Origin of the sequence: Mycoplasma procyoni, assembly GCF_017052595.1 — a bacterium.
Classification (GTDB): Bacteria; Bacillota_I; Bacilli_A; order Mycoplasmatales; family Metamycoplasmataceae; genus Mesomycoplasma_A; species Mesomycoplasma_A procyoni.
Map to the genome: position 1 here is coordinate 25,396 of NZ_JAFIDB010000007.1, position 16,956 is coordinate 42,351.

A 16,956-nucleotide genomic window follows, 5' to 3' on the forward strand; every position below is an offset into this window, starting at 1 on the left:
CATGATTTTGTTAAAAAAACAGTTATTTTTTTCTTTTTGCTTAAAACTTAATATTTGAATTATAACACAAAAGACAAAAAAACAAAATTTACGTATTTTTCAATCATTGAATGTATATATTGTTTAGTTAAAGTAAATTAAAAGAGTAAAAAAATAACAATCTGTTTTAAGTTTTCGCTTCGCTTTAAAGTGCATTTATCTATTTTAAAAAGGAATTTAAAAAACTCGCCAAAGAGCGAGCTTTTCGCTGTTCAACATATTCGTCATTTAAGTCGAAGATACGTTGAGCCGCATAGGGAGCGACCATTTTCCAATAATTAAATGATACCACTAAAAAATTTATCTTTATCTAAAATCAGATTTTTCTTGTTATATTAGTTTTATTAATTGACATTAGTTAAATTAACATAAGAACAAAACTAATGCCATTTTCTGTGGAAAATTTTAGGAAGAAAAGCAGAAATTTTCCCATTTTTTTCCTTTTTAGGCCGTTTTTGGCAAAAAATTTCTATTCTAGAGGGGATAAACCCCTCAGAAAGGATTAAAATGAAAGATTTTTTAACATTTGAACAACAACTAAAAAGACTAAAAGAAATTAAAAATATGAAAACAAAACAGAATCAAGAACAAGAAATAATTGCCTATCTAAAACAAAATAATTATGTGCATTTTTTCACGCCTTTTAAACCTGTTTTTGCAGAAATAAAAGATGAATCGGAAGTTGAGTGAGAACAAATCACTCAAGATTGAAAAGGTCAAAATAAATACTACAATTTCTTTAAACCGCTTTACAAAACAAATGAAAATCAAGATCACATCTACAAAAACTGATTTAGTTTTGATAAACTAAAAGACTTTAATGAAAGCAACAAGAAATTTTCTGACTATTTATTAATTAATATTTTGAAGTTAGAAAAGAGAATTAAAAGTATTTTAGGAAACTTTATTGCAAAATGAATATTCACTACAGATAATCCAAATTTTAAATTTCAATATGATAAATGACTTGATTTTTTGGAAGCTAGTTGAATCGATAGAGAAGAATATCTTAAATTTAGAACTAAAACTGAATGTGATTCAAATTATATTTGGTTCGATATAGAAAATTTAACTTTTGGGAATTTGGTATCTCTATTAAGTAATCTACTAAGAGATGATAATCGTTTTCTATCAAAAAAAGAAAAAACAAAGCTAAAGTTTGAAATATTTGAAAGAAATATTTACTCTACTAAAATTAATAGAATTCTTTCTTTTGCATTGAGATTAAGGAATTTTCTCGCACACTCAAAGAACCTTCAATATTTTTATATTTTAGAAGTAAATGATATTATCAGGAAAGAACTATCTAAAAATGATTGCAAAATCCAAATTAAAATATTTGATCAAAATAAATTTTTATACCTTTTCTTAAATAAAAAAGGTGTTATTCCTTATTCATTTGATTTATTAGTTACAAAACAAAAGAAATCAGTAAATAAAATCATTAGAGAAGATTTTAAACTTCTAATTCATTTTTTTGAAAAGGTATTTTAAAAAACTTACCTTAAGGGTAAGTTTTTCTCTGTTCAACCTATTCGTCATTTAAGCCGAAGATACGTTGAGCCGCATAGGAGCGACCATTTTCCAATAATTAAATAATAGCATAAAATTTGTTTTATTTCAAAAAAATACTTTTTTTCTTGTTATATTAAATTTCATTAATTGTTATTATAAAAGTAATTTGAAAAATAAAACTCAAATTAACGCTATTTTCTGTGGAAAATTTTAGGAAAAATACTAGAAGTTTTCCCAAGTTTTTCCTTTTTAGGTTGTTTTTGGCAAAAAATTTCTATTCTAGAGGGGATAAACCCCTCAGAAAGGATGAAAATGAAAGATTTTTTAACATTTGAACAACAACTAAAAAGACTAAAAGAAGTCAAAAATATGAAAACAAAACAGAACCAAGAACAAGAAATAATTGACTATCTAAAACAAAATAATTATGTGCATTTTTTCACACCTTTTAAACCTGTTTTTGCAGAAATAAAGGATGAATCAGAAGTTGAATGAGAACAAATAACTCAAGACTGAAAAGGTCAAAATAAGTATCATAATTTCTTTAAATCCCTTTACAAAACAAACGAAAATCAAGATCATATTTATAAAAACTGATTTAGTTTTGATAAGCTTAAAAATTTTAATGAAAACAACAAAAAGTTTTCCGATTATCTTCTAAACAATATTCTAAAACTCGAAAAGAGAATAAAGAGTATTGTGGGTAATTTCATTGCCAAATTAATGTTTGTTACAGAAGACGAAAACTTCAGAACTAAATATGATAAATGACTTGATTTTCTTGAGACTATTTGATTCAATAAAGAAGAATATGCCAAATTCAGATCAAAAATTGAACACCACTCAAATTACATTTGATTTGATATTGAAAATTTAACTTTTGGAAATTTATTACTGCTACTAAACAATTTGTTAAGCAAAGATAATTTCTTAATCAATCAATATGAAAAGACTTTTCTTAAATCCGAAATATTTGGAACACACATTTATTCAAGCAAGATAAATAGATTTCTTTCTTTTGCATTAAGAATAAGAAATTTTTTAGCTCACTCTAAAAATATTCAATATTTTTATATTTTAGAAGTTAATGACATTATAAGAAGAGAACTTTCAAAAAAATCTTATGAAATACACATAAAAAGATATGATTAAAGCAAATTTTTGTATGTTATTTGAGGAGATTTAGGAATAATCCCTTATTCTTTTGATTTATTAATCACAAAAGAAAATAAGTCAGTAAATAAAATTATTCAAGAAGATTTTAAAACTTTAATCAATTTCTTTAAAAAAGCGTTTTAAAAAGCTCACTAATAGCGAGCTTTCACTGTCCTGCGTATTCGTCATTTAAGTCGAAGATACCCAGAGCCGCATAGAAGCGACCATTTTCCAATAATTAAATTCTACCACAGAAAAACACCTTTCTAGCAAAAATGATTTTTTTCTTATTATATTAAGTGAAATTTCAAATGATTTTAATTTTCTTATAAAAATTCTAAAAAGGAATTTTAAAAACCTGCCATAAGCAAGTTTTCACTGTTCCGGATATTTGCACTTAAGCAACAGATAGCCAGGATCCGCTTAGGAGCGACCATTTTCCAATAATTAAATTCTATCACTAAAAATTTACTTTTATCTAAATTGTCTTTTTTTCTTGTTATATTAACAATATTACAAGGAAAGAACTTTCAAAAAAAGACTGTGGAATACATATAAAAATATGATCAAAGTAAATTTCTGTGTGTTATTTGAAGAGATTTAGGGATAATCCCTTATTCTTTTGATTTATTAATCGCAAGAGAAAACAAGTCCGTAAACAAAATTATTCAAGAGGATTTCAAAACTTTAATCCATTTCTTTAAAAAAGCGTTTTAAAAAACTCGCTTGTAGCGAGCTTTCACTGTCCTGCGTATTCGTCATTTAAGTCGAATGATACCCAGAGCCGCTCAAAAGCGACCATTTTCCAATAACTAAATAGTACCATAAAAAGTCGTGTTTTTGTATAAAAAGTATTTTTTCTTGTTATGTTAATTCATTAATTGTTATTAGCTGTCTTTCTATTATAGAAGCAACACAAAATCTAAGGAAGACCAAAATTAAATATTTCTAATTTTAAAAGTATTTAAAAAGCTCACCTTAAAGGCAAGCTTTTCTCTGTTCAAGATATTCGTCATTTAAGCCGAAGATACGTTGAGCCGCTTAGGAGCGACCATTTTCCAATAATTAAATAATACCACATAAAAACACGCTCTTCTATAAAAATCACTTTTTCTTGTTATATTATTTTTTAATATCTCTTGAGCGGGTGAATTTAACAACATAGCTTAAGTTATAGGTGATTTTTCAGTGGAAAATTTTAGGAAAGGAAACTGTAATTTTCCCAAATTTGTCTTTTTTAGGCTATTTTTTACAAAAAATTTCTATTCTAGGATGGAGGAAAACACCAGAAAGGACCAAAATGAAAAAATTTTTAACAACAGAACAACAACTAAAAAGACTAAAAGAAGTAAAGAAAATGAAAACAAGAGAAGGACAAAATAATGAGATTCTAGAATTTTTAGAAAACAATAACTATGTCTACTTTTTTACTTCTTTTAAACTTGTATTTGCAGAAATGAAAACTCAAGATGAAATCGATTGAAACGAGGTACGCGAAGACTGAAAAGATAAAGATAAACACTATAATTTATTTAAAATCCTTTACAAAAGAGACGAAAACAACGGTCATATTTACAAAAATTGATTCAGTTTTGATAAATTAAAAACTTTTAATGAAAACAATGAAGCATTTTCGGAATTCTTACTAAATAACATTCTTAAATTAGAAAGAAGAATGAAAAGCGTTTTGGCAAGACTGATTGCCCAACTTATGCATGATTCAGAAAATCCTTATTGAAGGGATAATTATGACAAATGACTTGATTTTCTAGAAACCATTTGAGTTGATAATGATGAATTTCAAAGATTTAAAAAAGGTATAAAAAGTTTCTCGAATCCAATTTGATTTGATATTGAATTCTTTACTTTAGGAAGTCTTAAGTTACTGCTGCTTATTTTTTTAAAAAATAGCACTCCTTTAATTAGTGGAGCTGATAAAAGAAAAATAAAGACAATCATATTCAAAAAGCCCATTAATTATAGAAAAGCAAATAAAACAATCTCTTTTGCTCTTAGACTTAGAAATTTTTTAGCCCACTCTAAAAATATTCAATATTTTTATATTTTAGAAATTAATAATCTTTTGAAAAAAGAGATTGAAAAAGATTTTTGCATAAAAATTATAACACACGATAAAAATGTTTATTTGTATAGATTTTCTGGTCGTAAAGGAGTAATTCCATACACTTTTGATTTTTTGATTTCCAAAGACGAAAAATCCGTAAATAACTTTATACTCCAAGATATTCAAGATCTAATTAGTTGCTTTTAGAATTTAAAAAGCTTGCCCTAAAGCAAGCTTCCACTGTCCTACATACAATTGGACCATTGCCAAAGCATATAGAAACGCTATATGAGCGTCCATTCCTCAATAAAATGATACCATTTTCAAAAATATCCGATCCTACTTTTTATTATTTTTTGGTATATCTTTTTGAAAAGCATAATTATTTTTGCTTCTTTACTTCTTTTAAGCGTGTTTTTACTGAAATCAAAAGTCAAGAAGAAATTGATTAAATGAGGTTTTTAAAGACTGAAAAGACAAAGATAAACACTATATTTATTTAGAATACTTTAAAAAATAGAATAAATTAGCCAAATAAATACTTCTGGTTAATATTCAAACTCAATGAACTTTCTAAAATTTTAAAAAGCTTGCCTTAGAGCAAGCTTTCACTGTCCCACATACAATTGAACCAATGCCAAAGCATATGGAAACGCTATATGAGCGTCCGTGCTTTATCAAATGATATCTTAATAACTTTATTTTCTAAATAAACAACGTTTTTGATATGCGTGCATTTGAACGAAAAACAATTATAAAAACTCGAAGAAGTCGAAAATAACTAAAACTAAAAAGGGCGATTATTCTCTGTATTGAGAACAAACAAAAATCTCACTAACACAACTAAAATAATTTCTAAAAGTTCTCTATTCTTGCGAACAAACAGCATTTTTAGTATAATTTACAAAAGGAATAAAATGACAAAAAAATCTTGAATACATCTTCAAAACATTGATTTAATTTTAGAAAAAGTTACTGAAGTTTTTGATTTTCCAGAAAGAGCTGATCGCTCTGTTTATCTTGATTGGTTTAAAAAAATCACAATTGATTATATTTTAGATTTTTTAAGCTTCGAAGATGCTAAACAAAGAGTTAAAAATCTGACTCATTATTGAAACAGTGAAGCATACTTATCAAAAGAAAAATTTGATCAATCTAAAGAAATATTAATTGATTATTTCAAAAATTTTAGTTCAATAGAAACAGAAGAATACACCATTATAAACGGGAAGAAAATTATATTAAGTCAAGAAATTATAAAGGAGTTATAATGACACACAAAAAAATATTGCAATATTCTTATGAGCTTATAACATATGCATCTAACTTAGAAAATGTTAACATTACTCTTGGGCAAACCTATAAATTAATAACTGACATGAAGCAAAATAATTTATCAACACACGATACTTCTATTGTTTTAAATCTCTATCAAACATATAAAAAAATCATCAATGAAGAAATAACTTTGGATACAAAAAAACCTATTTTAACTTTAATGGAAATAAATAAGTTAATTGGAGAAAGCATCATTTTCAACAATGGAAAAATCAGAGATTTTTCTGTTCAAATTAAAGGAAGTACATACATACCTCCTAAAGTGGATACGAATCAAATTAATGATTTAATTCTTAATAATCTTTATACAATTTCGATCGATAACATACTTTTTAATATGATTTCAATGATGAAAATGCAACCTTTTGGCTATGGAAACAAACGAAGTTCAACAATTTTTAGCAACTTACTTTTAAGTTTACACTATAACAAAATTCTTTTAATTACCCCTGAAAAAATAGAGACTTTCAGAACTTTATTCATAAAATCTTACGAAGATGAAACACAAAAAGAAGTATTAATTGACTTTTTAAAAGAGTGTTTAGTTTAATTTTCTGTGCAAAACTCACTTCTCAATTTCTCTAAAACAAGAATTTTGCTTTCTTTTGGTATAATTTAAATACTCATGAAGAAAAAAGAAGCTAAAATTTCTATATTAATCCCCTGTTATAATAAAACGGATTTCTATCCGCGTTTATTTAAGTCTTTAATTAATCAAAAAGATAAAAACTTTAAAATTGTATTTGTGAACGATGCCTCAACAGACAACACACAAGCAATTCTGGAAGACTTCAAACAAAAATACTCCAATTTATTTGATATTAAAATTTATCAACTAGAGCAAAATTCAGGTCTTGCTTTTGTGAGAAATTTTTTAATTTCTAAAACAGAAACCGAGTATTTTTATTTTCTAGATTCAGATGACATAATCACCAAAAATGCAATGAAGCACTACAATAAAGCTTTAGAAAAAAAACCAAATTGTGAGATTTATTATTCAAATCACTCACTCACTTACAACAACATCAGAATTCCAAATATACAGAGAAATTACTTTATGAGATTCATAAAAACCAAAAAACAAAAGATGGAATATTTAAAATATGGTTCGGCTTATATTTGAAACAAAGCCATTAAGACAGAGTGATTTAAGCAATTTGGAATGAGTTTTTTAAACGGTTATTTATTTGAAGATTTTCCGATTTGCTTCTCAATTTTTTTATCAGCTAAAAATACTCATTTTATCAATAAAATTACTTATAAATACTTTTTAAATTCACAGGGATTGAGTTCCGGAAATTCGCCAAAAAGAATTTTAGGAATTGCAAAAAATCTTGATTATCTTTATTCAAAACTTGAAGAAATCAATACACAAAACATGTTTTCAAACAGAATTGAATCAATCTTTTTTAAAAACTTAATTTACTATATTTTCAAAAGAAAAAGTTTTAAAGTAGTTACCAAAAACACAGAACTTTACAGAGAAGTATTTGAAGAATTCTTTGAAGTTGCTAAAAAATATAACTTTGAACACAAATACAAAAAGTACCAAAACAAATTTAGTTTTGTTTTCAAAAGCAGTCTTAAAAGACTAAAAAAACTAGAAGGGATTTATTGAAATGAGCAAAAATAAAATTACTCTACTTATTCCTTGTTACAATAAAACAGAATTTTTAGAAAGCTTATTTAAAAGCATTTTAAATCAAAGTGATCGTGAGTTTGATTTAATTTTTATTGATGATAAATCAACAGACAACACACTGCAAATGCTACAAAATTTTAAAAAACAAAACGAAACTCTTTTTAATATTAAAATTATTGCTCTTGAGCAAAATGAAGGACTCGCAAGAGGGAGAAATAGATTAATTGCAGAAACAGAAACAGATTATTTCTATTTTCTAGATGCTGATGATCAATTATTTCCTAACACAATGAAATTCTTTAATCAAGCTCTAAAAGAAAAAGATTTTGATATTGTTTATGCTAAAAATACCTTAATTTTAAAAAACATGAGAGTTTATAACTTTCTTAAAAAACCTTCTTTTGAAAAAGTTGATAACTTCAATAATGTTGAAAACTATTTAAGTCACTGAAGTCCCTTTATTTGAAATAAAGCTTATAACAAAAAGTTCTTTTTAAATAGCGGACTGAAGTTTTTAGAGGGTTATAACTTCGAAGATGTGCCAGTAACTTTTAATTTAATGCTGCTTGCTAAAAGCACTTATTTTATTGATCAATACACCTATAAATACGACCTTAATTTAAAAGGAATCTCAAAAACTCAAAGCCCTTCTAAAGTTCTAGGAATTGCCAAAAACATGAACTACCTTTATAATGAACTTAAGTTTAGAAATAACATTGAAATCTTCGAAAGAAAAATGGAAAGATTCTTTTTCAAAAACATTTTAATTCATCTATTTTCTTTTAAAAACTACACAAAAATAGTTAAAAACAAAGAAGAATTTAAAGAAGCTATGACTGAAATTTTCTATACATTTAAGTCTCACAACATCGAAGGCAAGCTACAAAAATATAAATCAGCTTCTAGTTTTCTGTTTAAAAACGCAGTTAGAAACTACTACAAACTCAAAAAGTTATATAACTAAAACAAAAAACTTAACAATTGCTGTTAAGTTTTTTTGTTTTGTCTTAGTTTTATTTTTTAAGTTCTAAAAAGTACTCATCAAGTTGTTCTTTTGTAACTTCAGAAGGAGAATCAATCATTAAGTTTATTCCTTTTGAGTTTACTGGGAAAGGAATAACATCTCTAATTGATTCTGAATTGGTTAGAATCATAATTAGACGATCAAGACCGAAAGCAATTCCTCCGTGAGGTGGCACACCAAATTCAAGAGCATTTAAGAAGAAACCAAATTGACTTTCTGCTTGTTCTTTTGTCATTGAAATTGCTTTAAACATTTTTCTTTGGATTTCTGAATCATGAATTCTGATTGAACCTCCAGCAATTTCAAAACCGTTAAGAACTAAGTCATATGCTTTTGCTCTAGCTGATTTTGGATCAGTCTCAAAAGTTGCTAAAGATTGTTCTTGGAACATAGTAAAAGGGTGGTGAGCTGCTGAATAACGTTTTTGTTCTTCGTCGTATTCAAACATCGGTCAATTAACGATTCAAGCAAATTTATAGCTATTTTCTTTTGCTAATTTGAACATTGAATTAAGCTCAACTCTTAAACCTCCAAGCCCTTGACAAACCTTTTCATATTGATCATTAACAATAAATAAAGTTCCGTTTATAAAGTGTTTTTCCTTTATAAAAGAATTTATTTTATCAAAACTATTGATCTTAAATGATGCAGATTTGATCTCTGAATTTTCAACAATTACATAAAGCAATCTGTTTGCTTTGTTTTTTCTAGCAACTTCATCAAGGTGTTTAAATTGTTGTTTTGAGATTACTTCGTTTTCAAGTCATAAAGCTTTTGTGACAGGATTTGAGAATAGAAACTCAGAAGCATCATTTAGAGATTGTGCATCTAATAATTTATTTTCGTATCTTAAGTCTGGTTTGTCGCTTCCGTAGTTGTCAATTGCAAAGTCATAATCCATTCTTTCAAAAGGAACAGAAATCTCTAAACCAAGCTTATCAAACAGGTATTTAACCATGTTTTCAACGTGATTTTGCACATCTTTTTCATCAACAAAAGACATTTCCATATCTAATTGGAAAAACTCGTATTGTCTATCTTTTCTTAAGTCTTCATCTCTGAAAACTTTTGCAAATTGATAGTATTTTTCAAAACCAGAAACCATTAGAATTTGCTTAAATAACTGTGGTGATTGAGGTAGAGCAAAGAATTTTCCTTCTTTTCTAGTTGGTACTAAAAAGTCTCTTGCTCCTTCTGGAGTTGATTTTGAAAGAATTGGAGTTTCAATATCGATAAATTCGTTTTCGTCTAAAAAGTCTCTTAAGATTTTAAATACCTTATTTTTAAAAATAATGTTGTTTTTTAGTTTATTTCTTTTTAGATCTAGAAAACGATATTTTAGTCTTAATTCTTCTGAAACTTCAATGTTGTCTGAAATTTCAAAAGGAAGTTCTTTAGATTTAGAAAGAACTTTAATGTTTGTTGCGTTGATTTCGATTTGCCCTGTTTCAAGCTCGCTATTGTATGATTTTCTTTCTACAACAACTCCTTCAACTTCAATTATATATTCTTTAGCTAAATGAACATCAATTTCAGAAGGGTTGTAAATTACTTGTGTAATTCCTCAACGATCTCTAAGGTCAATAAAGATTAAATCCTTGAATTTTCTTGTATTTTGAACTCATCCATACAGCTTAACTTGTTTGTTAACATCACTTAATCTTAATTCATTATTCTTAATTGTTTTCATGTTTTCCTTTCAAAAATGCTTCTATTTTTGATCTGTGTAATTCTGTGTTTTCTTTTGTTTGAAGGTCTTTAATTGTAATGTAATCCGCTTTTTGATCTTTTTCTTTAAAGATTAAAAAATTGTATTGTGTTTGATCGACTTTTTTAAATAACTTTTGTGGTTTAAGAGGTGTTTTGTTGTATTCTACAGAGAAGTTTAAGGATCTTAGTTCGAAGATAATTTCCTGTAGTTCTTGTGTTTCTTGTTCATTGATGATTCCAACAAAGACATCGCTTTTTTGTTCTAAATTAATTTCGTTGTTGTAAAGAATGATTTCAAGCAATCTTTCAATTCCAACACCAAAACCAATTGAAGAAAGGTTTTGGTTACCAATTTCAGAAAATAAGTTATCGTATCTTCCTCCACCAATCACTGTTGCTTTTGTACCTAAAGCAGGTGATTCAGAAACAAATTCAAAGACTATTTCATCATAATAATCTAGCCCTCTAACTAAAGAAGAATCGACTTCAAATTTGATGTTGTATTTGTTTAGCAATTGTTGTAGTTGATTGAAATATTCCAGTGTTTGTGTTTCTAAAAAAGAACTTAGAGGAAGAACATTTTGCACAAAGTCTTTTTGTGAATCAATTTTGTCATCAAGGATTCTTAGAGGGTTTTTATCTATTCTTTGTTGAGAAATTTCACTGAGTTGATCTTTGTATTGCGAGAAGTATTGTCTTAAATATTCAATGTATTTTAGTCTTTCTTGTTTTGAACCTAATGTGTTAATTTTTAACACATAATCCTGTATTTTCAGTTCTTTTAGAATTGAATCAGCAGCTGAAATAACTTCAAAATCATTGTAAATATTTTTTTCTGAAATAAACTCAAAACCTGCTTGATAGAATTGTCTGTATCTCCCTTTTTGAGGACGCTCATATCTAAACATTGGTCCAAAGTAAAAATATTTATCGTTTGATAAATATAATTTATTCTCTAAAATTAAACGAACAGCAGGAGCAGTACCTTCTGGTCTAAGTGCCATTTTTCTGTTTGCTTTGTCTTCAAAAACATACATTTCTTTATTTACAATATCAGAAGTTTCTCCTGAAGTTCTTGAAAATAATTCGTAAGTTTCAAAGATTGGTGTTTCAATATACTTAAAGTTTCAGCTCTTTGCTTTTTCAAAAACTACTTGTCTTAATTTTTGATAAGCATTAGCTTCAATTCCGTAAATATCTTTTGTTCCTTTAGGTTTTTGATACACGATGTATCCTTTCTAATATTCAAAATCGTTTATTCCACTAAATGTTTGTTCTTTAATTTTTTGAGTATTTCAGTAACCTTTTTTGATTCTTTTTGCTTTTTTCTTGTTTCTTAATGTTTCTGTTAATAATCAGATGTATGTAGCAATAAATAGTGATGAGTATGTTCCAAAAACAACACCAACTAATAGAGCAATGTTGAAGTAAATATCTGTTGAGTCTTTGAAAATAATTAAGATTAGAATTGTAAAGAGAGTTGTTAAAGAAGTTAAAATTGAACGCTTAATTGTTTCTCTTATTGTTCTGTTAACAATCATTTTAAGTCTTGTAAAGTCTTGAACCTCTTGGTGTGGTAAATCTTTTGTAATTTCTTTAATTCTTTCAAAAACAACAATTGTATCATTAATTGAGTATCCAATAATTGAAAGAATAGCCGCAATAAAGATTGGCGAGATTTCAAGTCTGAAAATAATAAAGAATAAAATTGTAATTAATATGTTGTGTAATAATGAAATAATTGCAGCAAAGGCAAATGTTCATTTTAATCTGATAATGATGTAACCAACAACAGCAGCAAAGGCAACTGAAACAGCTAAAACTGAGTTTGTTACAAGGTTTTTAGCTTCTTCTGCTGAAATACTGTAACTTACAATATTTAAATTACTAAATGTTTTTTCAAGACCTTCAGTTAAAGGTGAAATAATTGAAGTGATGTCTTGATTTGTTCTTACTAAAACGCTGTAAATTTGGTTTTCAACATCAATCTCTTGAATTAAAATTTGATTTTTTGAATTGTCAATTCCGTTTTGTTCTAAGTAGGCTGCGATATCTTTTGCTTTTTGTAAAGTTATTAAGTTAGAATCTGTGTTTTCTGATGTAACTGTAATGTTTGTTCCACCACTAAATTCAAGTGCTAAATTAAATCCTGCAACGAAGTTTTTGTTAATAATTGCGAAAGTTGCAAAGACAATAACTCCAGTTAAGAAAATTACAATAGGAATATAGTTTGTTCATTTTCCTATTTTTAAATAATCTGGACGCTCAACTACAGAAACATAACCCCTTGAATGCAGTGCAACATATTTTTTAGAAACCCCCATTAGTAGCTTATGCTTATCAAAGATTCCGGTTCTTACTAATAATCCTGTCATGTATTTTGTGAAAAATAGCATTATTAAAACAGTGAAAATAATAGAAAATAGCAATGTAACTGCAAATCCTTTAATATCTTTTGTTCCAAAGAAGAATAGAACTAAAGAAACAAGGAGCGTTGTGACGTTGGAGTCGATAATTGCAGCAAACGAGAATTTATTAGCTTTCGCAAACGCTTTAATCGAACCTGCACCTTTATAGACTTCTTTTTTAATCGACTCAAAGGAAATAATATTTGCATCAACAGACATTCCAACTCCAATAACAAGAGCTGCAATTGTTGAAGGTGAATATTCTCCTCTTACTGTTGTAAACATTAATAGAGTTAAGAAAATGTACAGAGAAAGTGAAATTGTAGACAGAACTCCAAGAAGTCCGTAGTTTACAATCATGAAAATAGCAATAACCGCAATCGCAACAACTCCTGCAATTAGAGCTGAATTAAAGGAATTTTCCCCTAGTTCCTTTGAAACAAATGAAGATGATAATAATTTTAGTGAGTAATCATCTGTTCCATAATTTATGTTTAAAGCAAGTTGTTTAGCTTCTCCTGAAGTAAATGATCCCTGAATAACAAAGCTTTCACCTGATAAAGGTTGGGAAACAGAAGCAGCTGAAATTAAATATTTTTTAGCTGAAAACTGTTCTTCTTTTAGAGTAGGTTGTAGTGGTGTTTGAGAACCTGAAACAGTTTTAGGACTTGTGTCTTCATCAACGTGAACGAATTTGTAAGGGTTGTATCCTGATTTTGCTCATTGTTCTGGATATGAAACTTTCGCCATTTCAACTAAATCTTTTAAGTTTAGTCAAATCAAAATTAAGTTTGTACCAAAAGCAGATTGACGAGAAATGTATTCTGTAGCTTTTGTTCACTCAAGTTGAGCATCTTTATCTTTTAGTTCAATAGAAACTTGATTTCTTCCGTTTTGATCAACTTGAACTTTAGCAGCTCCCGCTTTAAAAGGTGCTATGTATCTGCTTTCGTTAATGTTTTCTGTATTGTTGTAATCAATTTTTTGGTTTGGAACAAATTTACCATCTAAAAATAGAGGGTTGTTGTTAATATCTGTAATTACAATTTTTTGTTTTTCAATTACTTCTTTTGTGAAGTCATTAATTTCTTGATTTGTGTAAATTCCACTTCTTGAAACTCTAATTCTTCCTTCACCTTCGATTGAAACTTGAGTTCCATTAAGTCCAGTTCCTCCAGTTAGACGATCAAAAATAGCTTGATCAGCTCTTTTAACAACTGCATCCTCTACTTTTTCATCGTTTTGCCCAACTACTTGGACAACAACTTCAGCTCCTCCTCCATACTCAATTGATTTATTAACATTTTTTGAAATATACTCAGTTGTACCTAATGTAGCAACTGTAATAACTGAAGCAAAAGTGAAAAGGGCAATAAATCACCTTTTTCAGTTGTTCAGTTTAAAAAGTCTTCTAAAAAATTCCTTCATAATTTATTTTATATTATACTCCTAAAAAGCTTTTTTCAATGGAAAAGATACTTATAAAGAAAAAATACGGGAATTTTCTGTGTTTTTTGACAAAATTAAGTTGCTTCTAAAGTCTTTTTTCGTTTCAATTCTTTTGTTAAAAATCCGCTACAATTAAATTATGAATAGAAAAATACGTTTATTTGAGTTTTTTGCAGGAATTGGTTCACAAGCAAAAGCTCTTAAAAATATCCAAAAGGAATTTAATTTTAGTTTTGAAGATGCTGGTCAGTGTGAGTTCTACATTGATGCTATCATTTCTTATATGATTATTCATCATGGTCAACTAAAACCAGAAACAAAACTAACAAAAGAACAAATGGCAAGCAGGCTTTCTAAGTATTCTTTTTCAGCAGATTCAAAAAGTCTTGTTTCAGAGACTTATTTTCAGAAAATGAAAGAGCAAAAACTTGCTGCAATTTACCCTTATTTGATCTCTTTTGTTGAAAACACAGAGCTAATAAAACGCTATAAATTAATAGAGCAGAGAGAGAGAGAGAGAGAGAGTTGGACTGATATAACTCAATTTAGCACACTTGCTAAAGACATTGATATTTTGACTTACTCATTCCCTTGTCAAGACTTATCTCAACAGGGAAAACAAAAAGGAATGACAAAAGAAACACGTTCTGGTCTTTTGTTTCAAATTGAAAGAATACTCAAAAGCAACTTGGATAAATTGCCTAAAGTTTTAGTTTTAGAAAATGTAAAGGCACTAGCTTCTTCAAAATTTATACACGAATTTGAGCAATGAATTGAAGTTCTTAAAGAAATTGGTTATACATCTTCTTGAAAAGTTGTTAATTCAGCAGACTATGGCAGCGCCCAAAACAGAGAAAGAGTATTTATGGTTTCTGTGCTTGGAAATCATAAGTTTGAGTTCCCAAAAGAAACTAAAAATAACAAAACTTTGAGAGATATTTGAAACCCTAAAATAGAACATAAAACCATTGATTTACCCTTTGAAACGGTTATTAAAACTAAAACAATTACACAGAGTAATATACACAAAAGCTTCCTTGAAAATTACACAAAATTTAACAGTGAAAACTATGTTTATTACTTAGATGGCAAAGGACCTACACTCACAGCATCTGGAGCAAACTCTAGAATTAAAATCTTAACAGAAAACCAGATTCAACTGCTTTCTTGACAGGAAGCTTATTTGTATATGGGATTTGAAAAAGAAGATATCAAAAAAATCCAAAATACAGAGATTTTAAGTGATTCTAGACTAATTTTTACTGCTGGAAACTCAATTTCTGTTGAAGTTCTTGAAGCTATTTTTAAAAAATTAATTGAAGATGGTGTGCTGTGGGAAAAATAGATTATATTTATGAAGATGATGATAGCAAATTACTAAATAAGCTGTATAAATATAATTTTATTCTTAAATGGAAACAGTCTTCAAAATCTTATGATGATTTAGAACTAGAAATAGATGCCTACTTTACACAAGACAAATTACTTGCTTTTATTGAAATTAAGGATGCCAAAAATTTAAAATTTGATTTATGCACAACAAAGAGTTGATTCCAATCAAAAAACACTTATTTTAAATTAAGACAGGAGTTTTTTTCTTATTTTAACAAAGAGCAAATTCAGAGAAAAAACGAAAAACACAAAGAATTATTTAGTTACTCTTCAGATAAAGAAAAGAATAAAATGCTCGAAATTTTAAGTGTATTCATAAATTCAAGAACAACCATTAATAGCTTAATTACAATAATAAAAGGAAATAATCCTACTGGTTCTCATGCTAAAAAAGAAGCAGCAGAACTTAAAGGAATCATTAACGAAAGAGTAGTTGATAATTTAGTTATGTTTCTTGATTTAATTTCTTATAGTAAAAAACTAAAATCTAGATTTTGGGAAGTTTTTTTAAAAAATAGAGAAAATAATAAAATCAAAATTTATGAAATAAATAACCTGTATAGCTTCCTCGATTCTTCACTAAATCAAATTTTAGATTTTCTATCGCTCAACAAACAAGATAGAACACAAGAGAAAACAAACAGAATTAAGTTGCTTTGTGAAGAAGTTAAACAAAGGAAAAATTATCTTTTTAACTTCGAAGAATCTCTTGATTCTATTATTAAAAAAGAAAGAACTAAAGTTCCAACTAAAATAAAAGAAGTGAATTTTCTTCAATTTTCAAATGATTACGTTCTTCAAAAAGCACACATTTTCCCCGTATGAAAGACAAAAGAGAATATAAAAAATAAATTTAAAGACCTTTTGTTTAGTAAGTATTCTTCTTTAAAAAATGAAGACTTAATTTCTAAAGAAAAACTAGAACAATGAATTTATAACACAGAAGAGATAAAAGAAATTTCTGATGAAAATAACATTATTGCTTTGCCTATTAATATTCATTCTGCATATGATGATAAAAAATTTTATTGAGATCCTCAAAATGGGAATTTAATATTTTTGAATAATGTATCACCCGATGTTTTGCATATTATCAAAAATTATCAGGTCAATTTGGATTTTCAGGCTTATCCAAAAAGAAAGTTTTTCATCCAAAAATACTATGATGAGATAATAAAGGAAACAGAAGGTAGCTAAATTTAAATAATATAACAAAAAA

12 protein-coding genes are annotated in these 16,956 nt (G+C 27.4%); 9 read left to right on the forward strand and 3 right to left on the reverse strand.

Annotation, left to right across the window (positions count from 1 at the left end; all coding sequences use genetic code 4):
- Nucleotides 1-546: 546 nt before the first annotated feature.
- From JV122_RS03135 to JV122_RS03165, 7 genes are all read left to right on the forward strand, one after another.
- On the forward strand, nucleotides 547-1,533 hold the full coding sequence (locus JV122_RS03135) for an Abi family protein (protein ID WP_205843064.1): 987 nt from the start codon (nucleotides 547-549) through the stop codon (nucleotides 1,531-1,533).
- Between the two features lie 333 nt (nucleotides 1,534-1,866).
- Nucleotides 1,867-2,706 (forward strand): Abi family protein, encoded by an 840-nt coding sequence (locus JV122_RS03140; RefSeq protein ID WP_205843065.1) that lies wholly within the window; start codon nucleotides 1,867-1,869, stop codon nucleotides 2,704-2,706.
- Nucleotides 2,707-4,009: 1,303 nt separating this feature from the next.
- The gene (locus JV122_RS03145) at nucleotides 4,010-4,981 is read left to right on the forward strand and encodes a hypothetical protein (protein ID WP_205843066.1); all 972 of its coding nucleotides are present in this window, start codon (nucleotides 4,010-4,012) and stop codon (nucleotides 4,979-4,981) included.
- Nucleotides 4,982-5,691: 710 nt separating this feature from the next.
- Nucleotides 5,692-6,045 (forward strand): hypothetical protein, encoded by a 354-nt coding sequence (locus tag JV122_RS03150; RefSeq protein WP_205843067.1) that lies wholly within the window; start codon nucleotides 5,692-5,694, stop codon nucleotides 6,043-6,045.
- The gene (locus tag JV122_RS03155) at nucleotides 6,045-6,662 is read left to right on the forward strand and encodes a Fic family protein (RefSeq protein ID WP_205843068.1); all 618 of its coding nucleotides are present in this window, start codon (nucleotides 6,045-6,047) and stop codon (nucleotides 6,660-6,662) included. Before JV122_RS03150 ends, JV122_RS03155 begins: the two co-directional genes overlap by 1 nt.
- 75 nt (nucleotides 6,663-6,737) lie before the next feature.
- The gene (locus JV122_RS03160) at nucleotides 6,738-7,745 is read left to right on the forward strand and encodes a glycosyltransferase family 2 protein (RefSeq protein WP_205843069.1); all 1,008 of its coding nucleotides are present in this window, start codon (nucleotides 6,738-6,740) and stop codon (nucleotides 7,743-7,745) included.
- The gene (locus JV122_RS03165) at nucleotides 7,732-8,718 is read left to right on the forward strand and encodes a glycosyltransferase family 2 protein (protein ID WP_205843070.1); all 987 of its coding nucleotides are present in this window, start codon (nucleotides 7,732-7,734) and stop codon (nucleotides 8,716-8,718) included. The genes JV122_RS03160 and JV122_RS03165 overlap by 14 nt, the downstream gene beginning before the upstream one ends.
- 49 nt (nucleotides 8,719-8,767) lie before the next feature.
- Here JV122_RS03165 and aspS read toward each other — a convergent pair whose 3' ends face one another.
- Genes aspS through secDF form a run of 3 tightly spaced genes read right to left on the reverse strand, consistent with a single transcriptional unit; the run spans nucleotide 8,768 to nucleotide 14,324 of the window.
- Complete coding sequence (gene aspS / locus JV122_RS03170) at nucleotides 8,768-10,468, reverse strand: aspartate--tRNA ligase (protein WP_205843071.1); 1,701 nt, start codon at nucleotides 10,466-10,468, stop codon at nucleotides 8,768-8,770.
- On the reverse strand, nucleotides 10,455-11,714 hold the full coding sequence (gene hisS / locus JV122_RS03175) for a histidine--tRNA ligase (RefSeq protein ID WP_205843072.1): 1,260 nt from the start codon (nucleotides 11,712-11,714) through the stop codon (nucleotides 10,455-10,457). Before hisS ends, aspS begins: the two co-directional genes overlap by 14 nt.
- Nucleotides 11,715-11,726: 12 nt before the next feature.
- Nucleotides 11,727-14,324, reverse strand: a complete 2,598-nt coding sequence (secDF, locus tag JV122_RS03180) for a protein translocase subunit SecDF (RefSeq protein ID WP_205843073.1) — start codon at nucleotides 14,322-14,324, stop codon at nucleotides 11,727-11,729.
- A 160-nt stretch (nucleotides 14,325-14,484) separates the two neighbouring features.
- Between secDF and dcm_N the strand changes: the two genes are divergently transcribed.
- The gene (dcm_N, locus tag JV122_RS05075; protein WP_205843074.1) at nucleotides 14,485-15,690 is read left to right on the forward strand and encodes a DNA (cytosine-5-)-methyltransferase N-terminal subunit; all 1,206 of its coding nucleotides are present in this window, start codon (nucleotides 14,485-14,487) and stop codon (nucleotides 15,688-15,690) included.
- Complete coding sequence (locus tag JV122_RS03190) at nucleotides 15,678-16,934, forward strand: MAG4270 family putative restriction endonuclease (RefSeq protein WP_205843075.1); 1,257 nt, start codon at nucleotides 15,678-15,680, stop codon at nucleotides 16,932-16,934. Before dcm_N ends, JV122_RS03190 begins: the two co-directional genes overlap by 13 nt.
- The last annotated feature ends 22 nt before the right edge of the window (nucleotides 16,935-16,956 follow it).